The 20,718-nt window shown below is 63.4% G+C and carries 19 protein-coding genes; 11 read left to right on the forward strand and 8 right to left on the reverse strand.

Annotation, left to right across the window (positions count from 1 at the left end; all coding sequences use genetic code 11):
• Positions 1-259: 259 nt before the first annotated feature.
• On the reverse strand, positions 260-1,492 hold the full coding sequence (locus tag HMPREF3151_RS02495) for a YkvI family membrane protein (protein WP_070473138.1): 1,233 nt from the start codon (positions 1,490-1,492) through the stop codon (positions 260-262).
• A gap of 306 nt (positions 1,493-1,798) precedes the next feature.
• Here HMPREF3151_RS02495 and rpsA point away from each other — a divergent pair, with 306 nt between their 5' ends.
• The 6 genes from rpsA (at position 1,799) to HMPREF3151_RS02525 (ending at position 7,497) form a co-directional block, all read left to right on the forward strand.
• Positions 1,799-3,262 carry a 30S ribosomal protein S1 gene (gene rpsA, locus HMPREF3151_RS02500; RefSeq protein ID WP_034999903.1) on the forward strand — a complete coding sequence of 488 codons (1,464 nt, stop codon included), beginning with the start codon at positions 1,799-1,801 and terminating at the stop codon, positions 3,260-3,262.
• Between the two features lie 104 nt (positions 3,263-3,366).
• Complete coding sequence (coaE, locus tag HMPREF3151_RS02505) at positions 3,367-3,960, forward strand: dephospho-CoA kinase (RefSeq protein WP_070473141.1); 594 nt, start codon at positions 3,367-3,369, stop codon at positions 3,958-3,960.
• Between the two features lie 68 nt (positions 3,961-4,028).
• On the forward strand, positions 4,029-4,379 hold the full coding sequence (locus tag HMPREF3151_RS02510; protein ID WP_070473143.1) for a DUF4259 domain-containing protein: 351 nt from the start codon (positions 4,029-4,031) through the stop codon (positions 4,377-4,379).
• Positions 4,380-4,420: 41 nt separating this feature from the next.
• Positions 4,421-6,520, forward strand: coding sequence for an excinuclease ABC subunit UvrB (uvrB, locus tag HMPREF3151_RS02515; protein ID WP_070473214.1), 2,100 nt, complete (start codon positions 4,421-4,423; stop codon positions 6,518-6,520).
• A gap of 15 nt (positions 6,521-6,535) precedes the next feature.
• Positions 6,536-6,994: a universal stress protein gene (locus tag HMPREF3151_RS02520; protein WP_070473146.1), complete on the forward strand. Its 459-nt coding sequence runs from the start codon at positions 6,536-6,538 to the stop codon at positions 6,992-6,994.
• 59 nt (positions 6,995-7,053) lie between these two features.
• Positions 7,054-7,497, forward strand: a complete 444-nt coding sequence (locus tag HMPREF3151_RS02525; protein WP_070473149.1) for a universal stress protein — start codon at positions 7,054-7,056, stop codon at positions 7,495-7,497.
• A gap of 4 nt (positions 7,498-7,501) precedes the next feature.
• Here the strand turns inward: HMPREF3151_RS02525 and HMPREF3151_RS02530 are convergent, their stop codons facing one another.
• The 3 genes from HMPREF3151_RS02530 to HMPREF3151_RS02540 all read right to left on the reverse strand — a co-directional run bounded on the left by HMPREF3151_RS02530 (position 7,502) and on the right by HMPREF3151_RS02540 (position 11,453).
• Positions 7,502-9,655, reverse strand: coding sequence for a HelD family protein (locus HMPREF3151_RS02530; protein WP_070473152.1), 2,154 nt, complete (start codon positions 9,653-9,655; stop codon positions 7,502-7,504).
• A 76-nt stretch (positions 9,656-9,731) separates the two neighbouring features.
• Positions 9,732-10,772, reverse strand: a complete 1,041-nt coding sequence (locus HMPREF3151_RS02535) for a DoxX family protein (RefSeq protein ID WP_070473155.1) — start codon at positions 10,770-10,772, stop codon at positions 9,732-9,734.
• An 87-nt stretch (positions 10,773-10,859) separates the two neighbouring features.
• Positions 10,860-11,453: an MBL fold metallo-hydrolase gene (locus HMPREF3151_RS02540; protein ID WP_070473157.1), complete on the reverse strand. Its 594-nt coding sequence runs from the start codon at positions 11,451-11,453 to the stop codon at positions 10,860-10,862.
• 85 nt (positions 11,454-11,538) lie between these two features.
• On the opposite strand from HMPREF3151_RS02540, the gene uvrA reads away from it, so the two are divergent.
• The 4 genes from uvrA to rplT all read left to right on the forward strand — a co-directional run bounded on the left by uvrA (position 11,539) and on the right by rplT (position 15,885).
• Positions 11,539-14,397, forward strand: a complete 2,859-nt coding sequence (uvrA, locus tag HMPREF3151_RS02545) for an excinuclease ABC subunit UvrA (protein ID WP_070473160.1) — start codon at positions 11,539-11,541, stop codon at positions 14,395-14,397.
• A gap of 250 nt (positions 14,398-14,647) precedes the next feature.
• Positions 14,648-15,220 carry a translation initiation factor IF-3 gene (gene infC, locus HMPREF3151_RS02550; protein WP_083290142.1) on the forward strand — a complete coding sequence of 191 codons (573 nt, stop codon included), beginning with the start codon at positions 14,648-14,650 and terminating at the stop codon, positions 15,218-15,220.
• Between the two features lie 33 nt (positions 15,221-15,253).
• Positions 15,254-15,448, forward strand: a complete 195-nt coding sequence (gene rpmI / locus HMPREF3151_RS02555; protein WP_034999913.1) for a 50S ribosomal protein L35 — start codon at positions 15,254-15,256, stop codon at positions 15,446-15,448.
• 53 nt (positions 15,449-15,501) lie between these two features.
• The gene (gene rplT, locus HMPREF3151_RS02560; RefSeq protein WP_070473163.1) at positions 15,502-15,885 is read left to right on the forward strand and encodes a 50S ribosomal protein L20; all 384 of its coding nucleotides are present in this window, start codon (positions 15,502-15,504) and stop codon (positions 15,883-15,885) included.
• Between the two features lie 133 nt (positions 15,886-16,018).
• Here the strand turns inward: rplT and HMPREF3151_RS02565 are convergent, their stop codons facing one another.
• From HMPREF3151_RS02565 to HMPREF3151_RS02575, 4 genes are all read right to left on the reverse strand, one after another.
• Positions 16,019-17,500, reverse strand: coding sequence for a hypothetical protein (locus HMPREF3151_RS02565; RefSeq protein ID WP_070473165.1), 1,482 nt, complete (start codon positions 17,498-17,500; stop codon positions 16,019-16,021).
• 163 nt (positions 17,501-17,663) lie between these two features.
• A complete protein-coding gene (locus tag HMPREF3151_RS02570) occupies positions 17,664-18,362 on the reverse strand; it encodes a response regulator (RefSeq protein WP_070473168.1) in 699 nt (232 codons plus the stop codon).
• Positions 18,363-18,372: 10 nt separating this feature from the next.
• Positions 18,373-18,540 (reverse strand): hypothetical protein, encoded by a 168-nt coding sequence (locus HMPREF3151_RS11960; RefSeq protein ID WP_168160584.1) that lies wholly within the window; start codon positions 18,538-18,540, stop codon positions 18,373-18,375.
• A 135-nt stretch (positions 18,541-18,675) separates the two neighbouring features.
• Entirely contained in the window at positions 18,676-19,821 is a 1,146-nt protein-coding gene (locus HMPREF3151_RS02575) for a histidine kinase (RefSeq protein WP_070473171.1), read from the reverse strand.
• A 37-nt stretch (positions 19,822-19,858) separates the two neighbouring features.
• Here HMPREF3151_RS02575 and HMPREF3151_RS02580 point away from each other — a divergent pair, with 37 nt between their 5' ends.
• The gene (locus HMPREF3151_RS02580; RefSeq protein ID WP_070473173.1) at positions 19,859-20,671 is read left to right on the forward strand and encodes a TrmH family RNA methyltransferase; all 813 of its coding nucleotides are present in this window, start codon (positions 19,859-19,861) and stop codon (positions 20,669-20,671) included.
• Positions 20,672-20,718: the final 47 nt, after the last annotated feature.

Here is a 20,718-nt window from a genome sequence, read left to right on the forward strand (position 1 = left end):
CACCACACCGCTACCAACTAGCCGGTCGCAACACTTATATTTCACCCCTGGCCGGGTCGTTCCCCGAAAGCCAAGCGCGACCTTACCGACGGGTAAGGAAACGCTCAATGGACCCACAGGGTAACCCCAGAATCGAACATTCCGTTAACTGGATCACACGGATAGTTGGACAGCTGGCCAGCAATAAACGAAACTCGGTCACGTGCAGTTCACTTCTGTGTAACCGAGTGTTTCGCCCCCGATTTGCACCCCCGTTTTGCTAAAGGAGATCGTTGAGTGATCGCCGCTTGTTGTCGTCTTCGGAAGCTTCCACTTCCTCTTGGAGTGCGTCCTTGAACTCGTCCTCGTCGAGGTTCGAGTCGCTGGCGAGGTCGTCGACTTCCTTGCCGTCTTCAGCTTCGACAGCGTCGGCGCGGCGTTCGCCCTCGTCCTTCAGTTCGTCGCGGTGGCGCAGGTAGGTCACTGTCATCACTGCCATGACAAACAGGCCGAGGTAGCCCAGGATCGGGTACAGGCTGTTCACCAACGGCTGGAAGCCTGCGAAAGAGAGTCCAAAACCGACGATGCAGGCGATGGCGTAGGTGGGGTAGAAGCGCTCCGGCTTCTTGCTGGTCAGGCGCTTTGCCAGCGCGTAAAACATGCCCAGGCATGTGTTGAAGACCATGAGGAAGATCACCCACGTCATGATGAAGCCGAGCACCGGGTCCACATTGTCGATCACGGCGAGCAGCGGCATGTCGGTGCCGTTGACGGACTCCACCTGAATCAGCAGCGAGGCCACCAGAAGCGCGAGCATGACTGCGTAGATCACCCCGCCGAGGATTCCGCCCAAACGGGTGCTCTTGGTGTCGAACTCGTCGCCGGCCATCACTAGTGCCATCGAGACGCCGCACAGCGCGTTCAATCCAGTGTGGTTCAGCGCGCCCAACCACCAGAACGGGGTCCCGTCAGCGCGGGAAACCTCTTGCTGGGCATAGTCGCCCACCTCACTCCAGTTCACGTCCACCTGGGTGAAGGAGTAGATGCTGCCGATGAGAACGAACACCACAAGTAGCGGGGTGGCCCAGCCGATGACTGAGGAGACTTTGTCCACGTCGAAACGTCCGACAACGAGCATGAGCGCGAGCATGGCCACGGCGCCGATCCAGATGGGCCACTCAAAAGCCTGCTGCAGATTCGACCCGGCGCCCGCGAACATGACGAACCCCACGGAGAACATGCACGCCACCGCGGACCAGTCCATGATGAACGCCGCGGGCTTAGAGGTCACGTTGTAAAAAACCTCATTGTGCTCGCGCGCCAAAAAGTACGAGCCGAAGGTCATGAACGCCGTCGCGGCGAAGAGCATGGTCACACTGGCCAAAGCCACGCCGTAGAACCCGTTTGCGCCGTAGGCGACGAAATACTGCAGGGCCTCCATGCCGGAGGCGAATCCGGCACCGACGACGATGCCGACGAATGATGCAGCGACTGCAAGGCTGCGTTTCCACATAAAAAACTGCTCCAATTGCGTTACTTATGGCAAGTATTGGTGTCTGTTAATGCTAGCGGTCGGGGCAAACCGGAGGGGCGTCGGAAAGCACCTGCGAATTATTTGCTCTAGCTGGGCAAAGTGTCTACACTCGTGCGGGCGTGTCTACGCGCGAGCGCGGTGCCCACCGTAATAGGAGGGTGAGGTGGCCGTTGCGGCGCGAGATCGGCGCACGCGAGCTTGCTGCTTCTAGCTGCGGGTTTACGTGGTCGAGAGAGACGCTCCTGTCCAATCACGATCTCCTATTTTTCGGAGCACATAGAACTTATGCGCACTTCCAACGCACCCCAGGTAGCCATCAACGACATCGGTGGCCCTGAGGAATTCCTCGCCGCAGTCGACGAGACCATCAAGTACTTCAACGATGGCGACATCGTCACCGGCACCGTGGTCAAGGTCGACCACGACGAGGTCCTGCTCGACATCGGCTACAAGACCGAGGGCATCATCCTCACCCGCGAGCTGTCCATCAAGCACGACGTCGACCCGGAAGACGTGGTCGAGGTCGGCGATGAGATCGACGCACTTGTCCTGACCAAGGAGGACAAGGAAGGCCGTCTGATGCTGTCCAAGAAGCGCGCTCAGTACGAGCGTGCTTGGGGCACCATCGAGGAGCTGCAGGCCAACGACCAGCCGGTTACCGGTACCGTCATCGAGGTCGTCAAGGGCGGCCTCATCCTCGACATCGGCCTGCGCGGCTTCCTGCCGGCATCGCTGGTTGAGATGCGTCGCGTCCGCGACCTGGATCCGTACATCGGCCAGGAGCTCGAGGCGAAGATCATCGAGCTGGACAAGCACCGCAACAACGTGGTCCTGTCCCGCCGCGCTTACCTGGAGGAGACCCAGTCCGCGGTCCGCTCCGACTTCCTGCACCAGCTGCAGAAGGGCCAGGTTCGCAAGGGCGTCGTGTCCTCCATCGTCAACTTTGGTGCGTTCGTCGATCTCGGCGGCGTCGACGGCCTGGTGCACGTCTCTGAGCTGTCCTGGAAGCACATCGACCACCCGTCCGAGGTTGTCGCCGTGGGCGACGAGGTCACCGTCGAGGTGCTCGACGTCGATCTCGACCGCGAGCGTGTTTCCCTGTCGCTGAAGGCGACCCAGGAGGATCCGTGGCGCGTCTTCGCCCGCACCCACGCTGTGGGCCAGATCGTCCCGGGCAAGGTCACCAAGCTCGTCCCGTTCGGCGCGTTCGTCCGCGTCGAGGAGGGCATCGAGGGCCTCGTCCACATCTCCGAGCTGGCTCAGCGCCACGTGGAGGTCCCGGACCAGGTTGTCAACGTCGGCGAAGAGGTCATGGTCAAGGTCATCGACATCGACCTGGACCGTCGCCGCATCTCTCTGTCCCTCAAGCAGGCTGACGAGGACTACGTCGAAGAGTTCGATCCGTCCCGCTACGGCATGGCCGACTCCTACGACGAGCAGGGCAACTACATCTTCCCGGAGGGCTTCGACCCGGAGACCAACGAGTGGATGGAAGGCTACGACGAGGCTCGTCAGGCATGGGAGGCACGCTACGCCGAGGCAGAGCGTCGCCACCAGGCCCACACCGCTCAGATCGAGCGTCACCGCGCCGCTGCCGCCGAGGCCGCGGAGCAGGAGGGCGAGCAGGCCAACTACTCCTCCGAGTCTGCAGCTGCAGCTCCGGCAGCTGACCAGGCTGAGGAGAACATCGGCTCCCTCGCTTCCGACGAGCAGCTCGCTGCTCTGCGCGATAAGCTCGCCGGCAACTAAGCACTCGCAGGCTCGTGCTTAGGAGAAACTCTTAAGCATCTCGCTTAGCGACGAACGCCCCGTGCACCACCAAGGTGCGCGGGGCGTTTTGCTATCTTCGGGCCATGAAGAAAGTGGGCCTGACAGGCGGCATCGGCAGCGGAAAATCCACAGTGGCGAGGATGCTTGGCGACGCTGGCTTCGCCGTGGTCGACGCTGACCAAATCGCACGCGACATCATGGAACCCGGCTCACCAGTGCTGGGCGAGGTTGCACGGGAATTCGGCGCGGACCTCATCGGCGACGACGGGGCGCTCAACCGCGGCGAGCTCGCGCGGCGCGCATTCGCCACTACAGAGGACACACAGCGCCTCAACGAGATCACTCACCCAGCGATCCGCGCCGAGTCCGAGCGGCGTTTCGCCGCCGCGGAGGAGGCGGGGGAGCGGGCAGTCATCTACGACATGCCGCTGCTGGTGGATCTTGGGCTGCATAAGGGCATGGACCTCACCGTTGTCGTGGATGTGGACAAGGAGGAGAGGATCCGAAGGCTCGTCGATACGCGAGGGCTCGATGAGGCCGATGCCCGTGCGCGCATGGCGCAGCAGATCGACGATGAGGCGCGGCTCGCGGCGGCAGATGACGTGATCGACAACAACGGACCGTTGGAAGACCTCGAGCCGCAGGTGGATGCGCTTGCTGAGAAAATCAAAGGTTAGTGAACTGTACCGGTGAAATTTACCGGTGTGACACGTTTCATTTACCTTGCTGTTTTACCTTGCGGTGCATGGGAACGTGGAACACGGGGCCGTTCGACAACGACTCTGCACATGATGCCGTGACTGCGCTGGTCAACGGCACGTTCTGCATGGATCAGTTCCGGTTCGAGTGCGGGCTGGGTACCCTGGGCACAGCGGAGGCTGAATCCGTCATCGCACTCGCCGCACTCATCAACGGCCATCTGCCGGATGGGCTCGAGGGCACAATCGACTATCCGTTCACGTTGGACGACAGGCAGTGGATTCGTCGCCGAGCCCAAGCCGTGCTGCGCCCGGGCGGTTCCGCGCTGTACTCCATGTGGGAGGAAGCGGGCGAGCTGCAGGAGTGGCTGGAAACCTCCCGCAGGTACGCCGCCTAAGGTGCCGCCTGCGGTTTGTGCTGACGCGTAGACTGTTCGGCATGGCTTTTGCTGCTGAACATCCTGTCCTCGCGCAGTCTGAGTTTCGCCCCGTCGGCGAGATTGAGCGCCGCGAGAAGCCCTTCGAGGTCGTCTCCGAGTTTGAACCCTCCGGTGATCAGCCCTCCGCGATTGCGCAGCTGGATGAGCGTTTGAACCGCGGCGAGCGCGACGTCGTGCTCATGGGCGCGACCGGCACAGGCAAGTCCGCCACCGCCGCGTGGTTGATTGAAAAGCAGCAGCGGCCCACGCTGGTCATGGCGCCGAACAAGACGCTGGCGGCACAGCTGGCCAACGAACTGCGCCAGCTGCTGCCCAACAACGCGGTGGAGTACTTCGTGTCGTACTACGACTACTACCAACCGGAGGCGTACATCGCGCAGACGGACACCTACATTGAGAAGGACTCGTCCATCAACGACGATGTGGAGCGACTGCGCCACTCCGCCACCTCCGCGCTGTTGAGCCGCCGCGATGTGGTCGTGGTGTCCTCGGTGTCCTGCATCTACGGCCTGGGCACTCCGCAGTCATACCTGGACCGCTCGATTGTGCTGCGTGTGGGCGAAGAGGTCGAGCGCGACCGCTTTCTTCGCCTTTTGGTGGACGTGCAGTACGAGCGCAACGACATCGACTTCAAGCGCGGCACCTTCCGCGTCAAGGGCGACACCGTGGACATCATCCCGGCCTACGAAGAGGTGGCTGTGCGCGTGGAGTTCTTCGGCGACGAGGTGGACTCGCTGTATTACATCCACCCGCTCACCGGAGATGTGATCAGCCAGGAAGACGAGGTGCGCATCTTCCCGGCAACGCACTACGTGGCCACTGACGAGCGCATGGAAAAGGCCATCGAGGCCATCAAGGAAGAACTCGCCGACAGGCTGGAGGAGCTGGAGAACAAGGGCAAGCTGCTCGAGGCGCAGCGCCTGCGCATGCGCACCGAATACGACCTGGAGATGATCCAGCAGGTCGGGTTCTGCTCCGGCATCGAGAACTACTCGCGCCATATGGACGGTCGCCCGGCCGGCTCCGCGCCGGCGACGTTGATCGACTACTTCCCGGAAGACTTCCTCACCATCATTGACGAGTCCCACGTCACCGTGCCGCAGATCGGCGGCATGTTCGAAGGCGACATGTCCCGAAAGCGCAACCTGGTGGAGTTCGGATTCCGCCTGCCGTCCGCGGTGGACAACCGCCCGCTGACCTTCGACGAGTTCGAGGCCCGCCTGGGCCAGACCGTCTACATGTCCGCCACCCCCGGCGACTACGAGCTCGAGGCCGCCCAGGGCGAGTTTGTGGAGCAGGTGATCCGCCCGACCGGCCTGGTGGACCCGAAGGTCACCGTCAAGCCCACCAAGGGCCAGATCGACGACCTGATCGACGAGATCCGCCAACGCACCGACAAGAACGAGCGCGTCCTGGTGACCACCTTGACCAAGCGCATGGCCGAGGACCTCACGGACTACCTGCTGGATAACGGCGTCAAGGTGCGCTACCTGCACTCGGACATCGACACCCTGCAGCGCGTGGAGCTTCTGCGCCAGCTGCGCCTGGGCGAGTACGACGTGCTCGTGGGCATCAACCTGCTGCGCGAGGGCCTGGACCTGCCCGAGGTCTCCCTGGTTGCCATCCTGGACGCGGACAAGGAGGGCTTCCTGCGCTCCACCAAGTCGCTCATCCAGACCATCGGCCGCGCCGCGCGTAACGTCTCCGGCGAGGTGATCATGTACGCCGACCAGGTCACCGAATCCATGCAGGAGGCCATCGACGAAACCGAGCGCCGCCGCGAGAAGCAGATCGCCTACAACGAGGAGCACGGCATCGATCCGCAGCCGCTGCGCAAGGCCATCGCGGACATTTTGGACCAGGTGTACGACAACGCGGACGCGGATGCGTCGACAAGCTTGAGCTCCGATGCGGCCGTCGCCGAGCGCGCGGATGTGTCCAACATGGCCTCTGACGAGGTGCAAAAGCTTATCGACGACCTGACGGTCCAAATGCGCGACGCCGCCGGCGAACTCAAATTTGAGCTCGCCGGAAGACTCAGGGACGAGATTGCAGATCTCAAACGGGAGCTGCGTGGTATTAAAGACACAGGCAATTAGCGAAAGGAACCTGCCTTGCACACCTACAAGTCGATCGCTGTCGGCACCGACGGCTCCGCCACCTCCATGGTCGCTGTGCGTGCCGCAGCCAGCCTCGCCCGCGTCTACGGTGCCGAGCTGACCATCATCTGCGCCCACTACACCGCGTCCGGCTCGATGCTGAACTCCACCAACGCGGAGCTGTCCCGCGTGGACATCGTCACCGCCACCAACGCGCGCGAGATTCTGCGCAAGGCGGACGAGATTGCCAAGGAAGAGCAGGCCGGCAAGGTCAACCTGGTGTCCAAGGGTGGCCAGCCCGCGAATGTGCTGGTGGAGGCCGTCGACGAGTACGGCGTCGACCTGCTTGTGGTGGGCAACAAGGGCATGCGCTCGATGGCCGGCCGCATCTTCGGCAACATCCCCGGCAACGTGGCCAAGAAGGCCCCGGTGGACGTCATGCTCGTGGATACTCGGGCAGAGGGACACGACTAAACCCGCAAGGGGTACACTGACCACGCTAACCGCGTCGCATTTTTGAAAGGTGATTTCACATGGCCGATAACTACAAGACCATCGTCGTCGGCTCCGACGGTTCCAAGTCCTCCCTGCTGGCCGTTGAGCGCGCCGCGAAGATTGCAGCCGCGTTCGGTTCCACCCTCGTCATCGGTACCGCGTACTACGAGAACGAGGAAGAGGCCGCGAAGACGCTGCGTCAGGATTCCGTGACCATTCTGGGCGACCAGAAGGCGCTGGAGAACCTCGAGGGCGCAGCTGAGCACGCCCGCGCCGCTGGCGCACCGGACGTGCAGACCGCAACCCGCCCGGGCACCCCGGTGCAGGCACTGATGGCCATTGTCAACGACAACAACGCGGACCTGCTCGTTGTGGGCAACCGCGGCATCAACTCGCTGACCGGCCGCCTGCTGGGCTCCGTGCCGGCAGACGTCGCGCGTCAGTCCGACTGCGACGTCATGATCGTTCACACAGTCAACTAAGGCGCTATTCGCCGACCACTGTCAGCGTCTGCGTGGCGCGGGTGACGGCGACGTAGAGGTCTTGCCACCCCTGTGGCGAGGCCTCTTTAATTTTGCTCGGCTCCACCACGACGACGTTGTCGAATTCGAGGCCCTTCATTTCGCCGACATTGTCCGCGTCGATGACGGCGGTTAAGCCGTCGCGCTTCTCGACGAGGCTCAAGTCCTCAACGAACTGCACCGGCACCCCGGATTCGCGGATCGCTTCCGGGACGGTGGCCTCCGGGTCGATCTCAGCGAGGATCTCGGCAGCGTAGTCCGCGATCTCCTTCGGCGTACGGTAGTTCACCGTCAGCTCATGCAGGCGGAAGCGGTTGCCCACGAAGGGCTCCAGCGCGTTGGTCCAGTCGTCCACGCCGGCGGGGGAGGACGTCTGGGCGGTGTCGCCCACGAGCGTCATCCATCGCGACGGGCAGCGGCGGAACACCATGCGCCACTCCATCGGCGACAGCTCTTGGGCCTCGTCGACGATGACGTGCCCGTACGCCCACGTCTGGTCGGCGCGTGCGCGCTGCGCGGTGGAGCGGGTGTCCGTCTCCCGCTGGCGGCTCGCGAGCGTCTCCGCGTCAATGACGTCGGCCGCGGAGAGGATCTCTGCCTCGAACTGGTCGTCGTCGTTGTCCGTGGATTCAGACGAGGACAGCACGTCGAGCGCGCCCTCTGCCTCGGCGACGAGCTCGCGCCATTCCTCTTCTTCTTTCCGGCGCTGTTCCTCTGGATCCACCGTTCCGATGAGCACGGCCAGCTCGTCCACAAGCGCGGTGTCAACGTGGCTAAATGGGGAGCCTGGCGCGCGGTACAAGGCGTCTCGGGTGTAGTCGTCGTAGTCGTGGGCGACCTCTGCGATGGCGTCCTTACTTGTCAGCAGCGTATCGAGCACTTCTACGGGGTCCAGCTCCGGGAAGTGCGTGTCGATGAGCTGCTCTACCTGAGGATCGTCCGCGAGGTCGTCGTGAAGCTGGTCCACGTCCGCGTCCGAGAGCAGGTTCGCCCCGCCGAGCGGGTCCTCGCCGATGCGCTTCGCCAACGCCTCCGCCAGCAACTGGGTAAGGTGCTCGGCGAAGTAGGCGCGTGCCTGGTTATGCGGGCGGCGCGAGCGCCGCGCCCTCGTGCGGGCGGACTTGACCATCTGCGGGGTGGCATCCACCGGTACCGAATCAAACGTGAGGCGCACGGGCTTGTCGGGCACCGTCTCGTAGGCCTGCACCGCGCGCTTGAGGATGGCCACCATCTCCTCCGAGCCCTTCACTTCGCGCGCGGCGATCGAGTCCTCGCCGGTGGGGGCAAAGCCCGGCACGAGCTGGTCGGCGGTGGCCAGCACCACGCCAGTCTCGCCCAGCTCTGGCAGCACGCGGGAGATGTACTCGAGGAACGTCGCGTTCGGGCCGACCACCAGCACACCGGTGCGGGTGAGCTGCTCGCGCCACGTGTAGAGCAAGTACGCAATGCGGTGCAGCGCCACCGCCGTCTTGCCGGTGCCCGGGCCGCCCTGGACCACCATGACACCGCGGGTGGCGTCGCGGATGATCTCGTCTTGCTCGCGCTGAATGGTCTCCACGATGGAGCGCATGTGGCCGGTGCGGGCCTCGTTCATCGCGCGCCTCAGAGCCGCCTCGGATCCAACTCCCGCGTCGGAGGTTTCCGCGCCGTCGCCGGAGAGCACCTCGTCGTCCACAGCGGTGACAGTGCGGCCGCGCATACGGATGTTGCGGCGCGTTTCAACGCCCTCCGGGTGCGCCGTGGTTGCCAGGTAGAATGGGCGGGCGAGGGGAGCGCGCCAGTCCAGCAGGAGGGTGCGGTAGTTGTCCTCCCTGTCGTCGATGCCCATGCGTCCGATGTAGCGCCGCTCCAAATCCGGCCGCCCCGGCACCGGGTTCTCCGGGTCGTCGTCGGCGACGTCGATGCGGCCGAAGACTAAGCCGGTCTCTGCCACGTTGAGCGCATCCAGCTTCGCGTTGAGCCCGTGATACTCCGTTTCGCGGCGCACCAGCGCGTCCGAATCCGGGTTGTCCGGGTCCACGTCACGCTGCACCTCTTCGAGGCGCGCTTGCGCCCGCGCCACCTCGCTGTCCAGGTGCGCGAAAAGCTGATCCACGTACGTCTGTTCTGTTTCCTGCATCCTCACAACAAACGGCCCCGGGGCTGGGATTATTCCCAGCCTCAGGGCCGCCAAGTAGTCCGAGTGTTTACGGTGCTTACGCGAACTTCTTCTGCGCCTTCTTCACCAGCTTCTGGGCCTTCTTCTCAGCCTTCTTGGCCTTGCGCTTCCACTTGAGCTTGGTGATCCAGTTCGGGTCAGCGTCCAGCTTGTCCCACGCGTCCTGCAGGGAGTCGACCGCGTTCTGCGCCTTGTCCTGGGCCTTGGCGGAAGCCTTGTTGACCTTGCGCTTCGCCTTGAACTTGTCCAGGGCGGACGGCTGCAGGTCGTCCAACTGGCCCTGCAGATCGCCGACGATGCTGTTGACCTTGCGCTTCGCCTTGAACTGCTGGATCTTGGACGGCTTGATGTCGCCGTACGCGTCCTCGGCCTTGTCGGAGGCCTTCTCGGCAGCGTCGTCCAGCCAGTCGCCCGCGTCGGACAGGAAGCTGGACGCCTGCTTCTTAGCGTCGCCCAGCCAGTCGTTCGCAGCGTCGCTGGCCTTGTTGGCCTTCTTCTTCCAGTCGCCCTTGTTGTCGTCGACGTAATCGGTGACCTGGTCGGTGGCGTCGGAGAACCAGTCGGATGCCTTGTCCCAAGCCTTCTCGGTCTCAGACTTGGTGGGCAGCGCCTGCTTGACGTTCTTCTGCGCGGCCTGGGCAGCGTGCTGAGCGCGCCACTTCAGGTCGGGCTTGCCGTTGTTGTCCACGGTGGCCAGCAGGACACCGCCGGCGAGGCCGAGGTCCGTCAGGGCGCCGGTGCGGCGGCGTGCCTTCTCGTCGTCGTCCTCTGCCTCCCAGAACGCGTGGCGGCCAACAACGGTCGGCAGCGCGGTGGCAGCCAGAAGCGTGGCGGACAGGCGGGGGAACTTGCCAATGGCGAAAGATGCGCCGGCGCCAGCCTTGGTAGCGCCGATGATCTGCGCGGCAGTCTCCGGGCTCTTCGGCAGGAAACCGCGGTACTCGCGCGGGGTGACCGCGCGCAGCTTCTTCAAAACGCTGTCCGCGCTGTCCTTGTGGCCAGCCGGGTTCAACAGGGTCTCGACACCGTCGATCACGTAGACCGAAGCCAGCATCGGGCGTGCGATTTTCCGGATCATACTTTTACCCAATCCTTACTTTTTGTAGCTGAATGTGCTCCCGCCGAGTGTAGCGATTTTGCGACGCCGCGGTGGCGGGATTTCTGCTTACCAGCGGCGATCCCACCAGTCATCCAGGTGCGGGCGCTCCTCGCCGAGCGTGGTGGGTTTGCCGTGGCCCGGCCACACGACGGCCTCGTCCGGGTACACATCGAAGACCTTTTCTTTCACGTCGTTGAACAGGCGGACAAAGTCGCCCTCGGACTGGGTTTTGCCCAAGCCCCCGGGAAACAGCGAGTCGCCGACGAACAGGTTGACGGTGCCGTCGATCTCCGCAGCAACACAAGCGCCGCCCGGGGTGTGCCCGCGCAGGATGGTCACGGGGAGCGTGTGGCCGGCGAACTCGATCGTGTCGCCGTCGTTGAGCTCCACATCGGCTGGCACCGGGATCGCTGGGGCATCCAGAAACGGCGCGTAGTGCTTCGCGCCGGTGGTCTCGAGCACTTCCTTCAGCGCCCGGGTGTGGTCGTAGTGCCGGTGCGTGGTCAGCACCGCGGTGATCTTCACACCGGCGTCGTCGGCCATGGCCAGGAGTTCGGGGGCGTGCGAAGCTGCGTCGATAAGCAACCCCTGCCCCTCACTGCAGAGGAGATAGCAGTTGTTGTCCATGTCGGAGACAGAAATATGGCGGAGAGAAAGCATGCGCCCAAGGCTACTCAGGAATGTTTCACCGCCGCGGCGTGTTGGTAGCGTCTTGGGAGTACTAACCGACGAAAGCGAGAGTGACGTGGCCGAAAAGCTGACAGTGCGCGGCGCGCGCGAACACAACCTCAAGGGCGTGGACATTGAGCTGCCCCGCGACAAGATGGCGGTGTTTACCGGCCTGTCCGGCTCCGGCAAGTCCTCACTGGCCTTCGACACCATCTTCGCCGAAGGCCAGCGCCGCTACGTGGAATCGCTGTCCTCGTACGCCCGCATGTTCCTGGGACAGATGGACAAGCCGGACGTGGACTACATCGACGGGTTGAGCCCGGCGGTGTCCATCGACCAGAAGTCCACCAACCGCAACCCGCGCTCCACCGTGGGCACCATCACGGAGATCTACGACTACCTGCGCCTGTTGTACTCGCGCGCCGGCACCCCGCACTGCCCGGTGTGCGACGCGGTGATTGAGCGCCAGACCCCGCAGCAGATTGTGGACCGCGTGCTCGAGCTGGAAGAGCGCACGAAGTTCCAAGTGCTCGCGCCTATTGTGCGCAAGCGCAAGGGCGAGTTCCAGGACCTGTTTGCAGACCTGTCCTCGCAGGGCTACTCGCGCGTGAACGTGGACGGGGAGACCTACCAGCTTTCGGACCCGCCGAAGCTGGAAAAACAGATCAAGCACAACATCGACGTGGTGGTGGACCGCCTCACCGTCAAGGCCAGCCAAAAGCAGCGCCTGACGGACTCCGTGGAGACGGCGCTCAAGCTTGCGGACGGCCTGGTCGGCTTCGACTTTGTGGAGCTGGACGCCGACGACCCGGAACGCGTGCAGATCTTCTCCGAGAAGATGGCCTGCCCGAACGGCCACAAGCTCAACGTGGAGGAGTACGAGCCGCGCGCGTTCTCCTTCAACTCGCCGTTCGGCGCCTGCCCGGCGTGCGACGGCCTTGGCGTGCGCAAAGAGATCGACGTGGACCTGGTCATCCCGGACCCGGACGCACCCGCGGTGGACGCGTTCCAGCCGTGGAACTCCAGCCCGAACAAGAAGTACTTCACCAAACTCATCGAGGCGCTGGCGAAGGAGGAGAAGTTCGACGCCAGCGCCCCGCTGAGCTCGTTGACCAAGACGCAGCGAAAGCACCTGATCCACGGCTCGTCCACGAAGGTCAACGTGCGCTACAAAAACCGCTACGGGCGCCAGCGCTCCTACACCGCCGCCTACGAGGGCATTGTGGGCTACCTCGAGCGCAAACTGGAGCAGACCGAGTCCGAAACGCAGAAGGAGCGCCTGCTCGCGTACACCCGCGAGGTGCCGTGCCCGACGTGTAACGGCGCGCGCCTGAAGCCGGAGATCCTGGCTGTGCGGCTGGCGTCCACCACGCACGGGGAGCAGTCCATCGCGGGCCTGACGCAGCTGTCCATCGAGGAGGCCTCCGAGTACCTGGACAACCTGGTGCTGGGCTACCGCGAGGAGATGATCGCCGGTGCGGTGCTGCGCGAGATCCAGGCGCGCCTGCACTTCCTTTTGGACGTGGGGCTGAACTACCTCACCCTGGCCCGCTCCGCCGGCACCCTGTCCGGCGGCGAGGCGCAGCGCATCCGCCTGGCCACCCAGATCGGCTCCGGTCTGGCCGGTGTGCTCTACGTGCTGGACGAGCCGTCCATCGGCCTCCACCAGCGCGACAACCAGCGCCTGATCACCACTCTGAAGAAGCTGCGCGATTTGGGCAACACCCTGGTTGTGGTGGAGCACGACGAAGACACTATCCGCGAGGCCGACTGGCTCATCGACATCGGCCCGCGCGCCGGCGAGTACGGCGGGGAAGTGGTCTACCAGGGCAAGCCGGAGGGCATCCTCAAGGCCAAGGACTCCATCACGGGCGACTACCTGTCCGGCCGCAAGGTGATCGAAGTGCCGGAGCGCCGGAGGGACGTCGATAAGCAAAGGCAACTGCAGATCATCGGCGCGCGCGAGAACAACCTGGACAACGTCAGCGTGGACATCCCGCTCGGCGTGCTGGTGGCCGTGACCGGCGTATCCGGGTCCGGCAAGTCCACGCTGGTGAACCAGATTCTGGCCAAGACGCTGCAGAACCAGCTCAACGGCGCGCGCCAGGTGCCCGGCCGGGTGAAGAAGGTCGAGGGGCTCGAGCACCTGGACAAGCTCGTGCAGGTGGACCAGAGCCCGATCGGGCGAACCCCGCGCTCCAATCCGGCGACGTACACCGGCGTGTTCGACAAGATCCGCAACCTGTTCGCCGAGACCCAGGAGGCCAAGGTGCGCGGCTACAAAGCCGGGCGCTTCTCCTTCAACGTCAAGGGCGGGCGCTGCGAGGCCTGCCACGGCGACGGCACCATCAAGATCGAGATGAACTTCCTGCCGGACGTGTACGTGCCGTGCGAAGTGTGCGAGGGCGCGCGCTACAACCGCGAGACGCTCGAGGTGCGCTACAAGGGCAAGAACATCGCCGAGGTGCTGGAGATGCCCATCTCCGAGGCCGCGGAGTTCTTCGAGCCGATTAACTCGATCCACCGCTACCTGCAGACGCTTGTGGACGTCGGCCTGGGCTACGTCCGTCTCGGCCAGAGCGCGACCACGCTCTCCGGCGGCGAGGCGCAGCGCGTCAAGCTCGCCGCGGAGCTGCAGAAGCGCTCCAACGGCCGCACGATCTACATCCTGGACGAGCCGACGACAGGCCTGCACTTCGAGGACATCCGCAAGCTCATGCTTGTGCTCAACGGCCTAGTGGAGAAGGGCAACACCGTGCTGGTGATCGAGCACAACCTCGACGTGATCAAGTCCGCGGACTGGATCGTGGACATGGGGCCCGAGGGCGGCTCCGGCGGCGGCACGGTGGTGGCGCAGGGTACGCCGGAGGACGTCGCAAAGGTGCCCGGTTGCTTCACCGGACAGTTCCTGCAGGACGTTCTGGCGAAGGCCTAGGTGAGCCTGCGGCGCGCCGATTTGGTTTGTGCAGGCATAAGCATGTATATTGCTGCCTACACCGCCCAGCGCGTCCGTGTCATGCGGGTGCGGGGGCCGCAAGAGGAGTGAATCCCACCCCAAGCCGCTCATGCAAATGAGTTGGATACGGGTCAAACGGTGCGCAAGACACAAATGTGTTTTGGCGTGCAATGGACGAACTCCCGCCACCCGTCAGGGTGAGCGGGTTTTTCGCGTGGGATGATCCCGATTGTGGTTCGAGTGCGGCACGCATTGTTTCTCTAAGTCTCTAGGAGTTCTCATCAGCGCTGAAGCTCGGATCAATGAACGAATCCGCGTCCCTGAAGTTCGCCTCGTCGGCCCGTCCGGCGAGCAGGTGGGCATCGTCCGCACGGACGACGCCCGCAAGCTGGCGTACGAGGCGGACCTCGACCTGGTCGAGGTAGCCCCGAAGGCCAAGCCGCCCGTGGCCAAGATCATGGACTACGGCAAGTTCAAGTACGAGCAGGATCAGAAGGCCCGCGAGGCCCGCAAGAACCAGCAGCAGACCGTGGTCAAGGAACAGAAGTTCCGCCCCAAGATTGATGAGCACGACTACCAGACCAAGAAGGGCAATGTTGAGCGCTTCCTGGAGAAGGGCAACAAGGTCAAGGTCACCATCATGTTCCGCGGCCGCGAGCAGGCCCGCCCCGAGCTGGGGTACCGCCTGCTGGAGCGTCTGGCTGAGGACATCGGGGAGCTCGGCGTTGTCGAGTCCCGTCCGAAGCAGGACGGCCGAAACATGACGATGGTCTTCGGACCGGCTCGCAAGGGCAAAAAGTAGTTCCAACAATCGACACTCTGAAGGGCTTTCACCATGAAGCAGAAGACCCACAAGGGCACCGCAAAGCGCATCAAGGTCAACGGCAAGGGCAAGCTGCGCCGCGAGCAGGCTGGTAAGCGCCACCTGAACGAGAAGCTCTCGTCGAAGCGCCGCCGCAAGCTGTCCGGCTCCACCGACGTTGCTAAGGCAGACGTCAAGCGCGCAAAGCGCCTCCTCGGCATGTCCTAAGCACTGCCCGATCAATCAACCGATTACGAGAAAAAGAAAAGGAAGTTTGACTCATGGCACGTGTGAAGCGTTCAGTCAATGCTAAGAAGAAGCGCCGCGCAATCCTCAAGTCCGCGAAGGGCTACCGCGGCCAGCGCTCCCGCCTGTACCGCAAGGCGAAGGAGCAGTGGCTGCACTCCCAGACCTACGCGTACCGCGACCGCCGCAAGCGCAAGGGTGAGTTCCGCAAGCTGTGGATCCAGCGCATCAACGCCGCTGCCCGCATGAACGACATCACCTACAACCGCCTCATCCACGGCCTGAAGCTGGCCGAGGTCGAGGTCGACCGCAAGATCCTGGCCGAGCTGGCTGTCAGCGACTTCGCTGCCTTCTCCGCTCTGTGCGAGGTTGCGAAGAACGCTCTGCCGGAGGACGTCAACGCTCCGAAGGCTGCGTAGAGCACTTTCGCTTAACGACGAAGCTCCCGCCCATCCCCGAGCAGTCGGGGAGGGCGGGAGCTTTTTCGTGTGGGATACGTACAAGCGCGCCCACCGCTGGGGTGGGCGCGCCAATCGCTGTGATGGGGGCTGTTTAGAAGATGCCCTCGTTCTCGCGGCCGAAGTCGTCGAGCGTGACGTCGCGGGAGTCGACGTCCTGGTCGTTGTACTCGGAGTCGTCGCCGTCGAGACGGCCAGTCTGGGTAACGGTGATGTAGTTGGTCAGACGGCCTTCCTTGGTGTCGCCGTCGCCGAAGGAGAAGGACACGAGGTCTGCTTCCTCACCCGGATTGATCGGGTTGGACAGGGTGACCTCGAAGATGCGTGCCTGCTCGTCCTCGTCCCAGCCCAGGTCGCGGGCGTAGCCGCCTTCGCGGGTGGTGGTGGTGATCAGGCGGTCAACGTTCTCCGGGCCGTCCTCGGTGCGGACTGCGACGCGGAAGGTCACTGCCGGGAACTCGCCCCAGTAGCGCTCGTTACCGACGTTCTTCACGCGCAGAGCGGTGGAGCCGGCGAAGCCCTTCGCCTTAGCGGAGGAGACGGTGAAGTACGGCTCGAGGTCCAGGTCGTGGTCGGCCTTTTCGGCGTCGTCCTTGTTGGACTTGTCGGTGGACTCTTCCTTCTTGTCGGACACAGCCTCGACCTCGATGGCGCCGTCGGCCTTGTCCTCCGTGGTGTCCTCAGCCTTGTCGTCGGCCTTGTCGGCTTCTTCCTTGGCCGCCTTCTCGTTCTCGGCGGCGAGGTTGACGTCCTTGTTGCTAACGTCGGCGGTCTTGTTGTCGTCGACCTTCTCCACGTCGTCGATGTTGTCGCCCTTGTTCAGGGTGTCAACGTCGTTGTCGTACTCTGCGTTCGGCTCGTCCTTGACCTCGGTGGTCTGCGCATCCTTGTTCGGGGCCCAGGAATCAGCCGGGGTGTCGAAGTTCTTCACGCGGACTTCGTTCTTCACCGGCATGTTTGCGACCCACGCGGTCGGGGTTGCCCAGGTGCCGTTAGGCAGGCAGCGCTGCTGGGTGCCGGTCATGGTGACGGTGCGGAAGCCGTAGGTGGCCTCGCCGGTGTTGCCGGCCGGCACGTCGTACGGGCCGACAGTCTGGCCGACGTTCCAGGACAGCTCAGCGGAGACGTCCCAGCCCAGGGACTTGGCCAGGGAGTAGCCGATGTTGCCCTCGATGCCCTTCTTGGAGCCGGAGCCGCCGAGGTCCAGCGTCTCGGTCTTGGAGCCGTTCACGGACGCGGACACCGTCTGGGTGCGGGAGAGATCCTGCTGCAGCGGGATGGCCTCGTCGGAAAGGTTGGTGGTGGAGATGGTGCCCACTGGCAGGAAGTTGTCCTTCACCTTGTACACGACGGTGCGGTAGTCCTCGGTGGAGTTGCACACCGGGCGCGGGTTGAGCACGTTGGCCTTCAGGTGGTCGGAGCCGCGGTAGGTGTGGACGATCGGGAGCTTGTCGTTGTTCGCCGGGGTCTCGGGAGCGGACTCCTCGAGGGTGGTCGCGTTCGCGGGAGCGATGGCAGCGCCGGCCATCAGAGCGCCGAGAAGCGCGGTAGTGATGCGTCGGGTCTTACGGGTCATACGTTGTCCTTTCCTGTGAAGCTACCGCCAGCGTCGCTAGCAGTCGGGGTGATTGCTTACAGGAGTCAACGTAAGGACGTTGCCGTCGTGTGACAAGTGAATTTTAGGGTGTCGGCACCTTCGTACCCGATGCCGATACTTTCGTTTAGAACCGTAGGAGTGACTATTGTGCCTGCGGCCCCCGGCCGTTGAGGACGGTAACCACGAGGTCGAGGCGGGAGGAGACCCCGTAGGCCGAGAGGAGTTTCGAGACCATCTTCTTCACGGTGGATTCAGAATAGTTCAGGTGCTTCGCAATGTCGGCGTTGCTCAGGCCGTCGCAAAGCAGCTCAAGCACTTTCTGCTCGGTATCAGAAACGCCCGCAGGCACGTTAATAGCGGCCTTTGAACGCGCTCCGCTAGCAGCTTGCGGAGCTTGTGCGTCCCGCTGGGAGAGGTGGGGGAGCAGCTTGTTCATCGCGGCAGGAGAGATCACGGTGCCACCGGCGACCGCCTGCCGTACCGAAAGGATGATTTCCTCGCGCGGCTGGCTCTTCAGAATGTATCCGCGCCCGCCGTGGTCGAGGATGTCGAGCATCGCGGAGTCATTGTCCAAAGAGCTAATCGCCAAAAAGGCCGGAGCGGCGCCACGCGCGTCGAGATTGCGCAGCAGCTCTGCGCCGCCCATGTGCTGCATGTAGACATCGGAGAGCACCACATCCACGTCTAATTGGGGGATGCGCTCGAGTGCTTCGGATCCGTCCGAAGCGGTTTCGACGACGGTGATCCCTTTGGCGCTGTCGAGGTAGCTTTTCAGCACCTCGCGGACGAGCGGATCATCGTCGACGAGGAAAACCCGGATTGGGTGATCAGGTGTTGTCATCTTGGTGCTATTAGCACCACAGACGACCGAGCATGCCGCCACACTCGAAGGTGTCGCCGATTGCGCCAGCTGCGTAAGGGGTTGCCACAGTCTGCGCTTCTGCAGATGCTGCAGGGGCCACGGTGAGAAGCCCGGTTGCGACCAGGGCGGAGGCGGCGAGGCGAGCAAACTTGCGCATTTGCTTGTCCTTTCATGAACTAAAGCTGTAGATCGCTACATCGAATTATGGGTGCATACGGTAGCAATGCGCAATTATTTCGGACGCTTAGGGGAGAAGTTGGTACGAAAGTACCTTTCATACTCTCGCGGCAATCTACTTTCGTTCCTTTGGCACGGTCAAGTGATATCGGAACGCCTCGCCGTGATAGCCCGCGTCGAGTGAAGCACCGTCCTCTTGCAAAAGCGATGCGACCTCCCCTAAGCCGACGCCGGTACTCATCTCAACTGCCTGCTCTTGTGGGGCGCCAAAGTTCTGCACCAGGATCTGCACGTCATTGTCGTCTTCGACTGCTGCGACGATGACCGGCCGGTGTTTATCCGCGTACTTGATTACGTTGGTCTGGATCTCACGGAATGCGCTTTCAGCGTGATGAAGTGCGATCGAGTTCAGCCCCTCGCCATGCATGCCACTTTCCGTGACCGTGTAGCCGTGGCTGCGCAATGTGTCCGAAAAGGACCGCAAGCATTCGTTTAATGTGGGCGTGCTCATGGTTTTGTCTCCGCTGAGCTCCGCGGGATCGTCGGAACGCATAAAACGGATGAGCTGGCGGACTTCTTGCATGGAACGTCGGGCGTCCTCTGCGATGAGTTTCGCCGCCTTGGCTGTCTGCTCGTCCCCCGACATCGCTAGGGCTTCACTTCGGAGCACCACCGAGGTGAGCGAGGACGCCACTGAACCGTGCAAGGCCTTTACCGTTCGTTCGCGTTCGCGCTCAAGTTCCGCTCTTAGCCGATCTGCTTGGCGCTCACGGGTTATGAGGAAGGCGCGCAAAATCCAACCCACTGCCCACGCGACAAGGAGTAGCACGAACAGAAAAATTGCTGTTTCAAACGAGATGGGGAAGTAAACGCCGGAGGGAAAGTCTGTCTGTGCGAGATACCAAAGATAAGCCAACAGTGGCAGGCTTAAGCGGGCGGGAACGCGCAACCCCACGACAGCGGCGATCGCGAACATTCCGATGATGATGATCGCGCTGCGGTACTCGGGTGCTGCCGCGGAGAATTGCAGCAGAAAGCCGTAACCCACACTTGCTGTGACCGGGGCGAAGAATGCGGCGACAATGAGAAATACGGCGTAGAGCGCCACCGCGAATCTTGACCACTCGACCGCGATCGGTGCCCCCGGCAGAGCTACCAGCCCGAGAGCGAAAAGAAGAGCTGCGAGCGCAAAACCGATGCGCCAAGAGCGCGCCGCAGGCGAAAGAAGGCGGGCGCGCACGAGCTCCGGAAACGTAGGCACGGCAAATAGCGTAGCGCCCGCAACGTAGTCTGTAGCTATGCCATTGGATTTCCAACAGCCGTTCACAGAGCGCACTCCGCGTGTGGTTAATGCGGGGAAGTTGAAGAGGGCGCAAGCTCGTCGTAAAGCAAAGGCCTTCCTGGCGGAAGGCGAGAACGCTGTGGAGGCCGCCGTGGCCACGGGAGCGGCGACGGACCTCTTCGTTACCGAGGCCGCGGCCGAGCGTTTCGAGGAGATCGTGCGGGCGGCCGGCTACATGGACGTGTACACGCACGCGATCACGGACAAGGCTGCGGATTCGCTTGCGGACGCAGTAACCTCTACTGGCATTTTTGCGGTGTGCCGCCCGGTGCTGTGGACGGTGCCCAAGATTATGAAGGGCCGGCCGAAGCTGGTGGCGGTGTGCGTGGAAACCAACGACCCCGGCAACGCCGGCACAATCATCCGCATCGCCGATGCTGTGGGCGCGGACGCGGTGATTTTCGCCGGCGACACCGTGGACCCGGAGGCCCCCAAAGTGGTGCGCTCCACCGCGGGCTCGCTGTTCCACATCCCGGTGGCACGCGACCGCGATGTCCGCCGCGTGATCAGCCAACTCGAAGACGCCGGGCTGTCCACCTTCGCCACCACCATGAACGGCGAGGTGAACCTTGCGCAGCCGGGGGAGACGCTCGCGCAGCCGACGGCTTGGCTGTTCGGCAACGAGGCACATGGGCTTGACGACGACATCCTGTCGGCCGCCGACCACCGCGTTTCCATCCCGATCCAGGGCAGTGCGGAGTCGTTGAACCTGGCCACAGCGGCGAGTATCTGCCTGTGGGAGTCGTCGAAGGCGCTCGCGGAGGACTAGCTCTATCGACAGGGTTTGCAGCGCCCGCCCTCGCGCGGTCGCTGTGT

This window comes from Corynebacterium sp. HMSC05H05, assembly GCF_001807265.1.
Lineage (GTDB): Bacteria > Actinomycetota > Actinomycetes > Mycobacteriales > Mycobacteriaceae > Corynebacterium.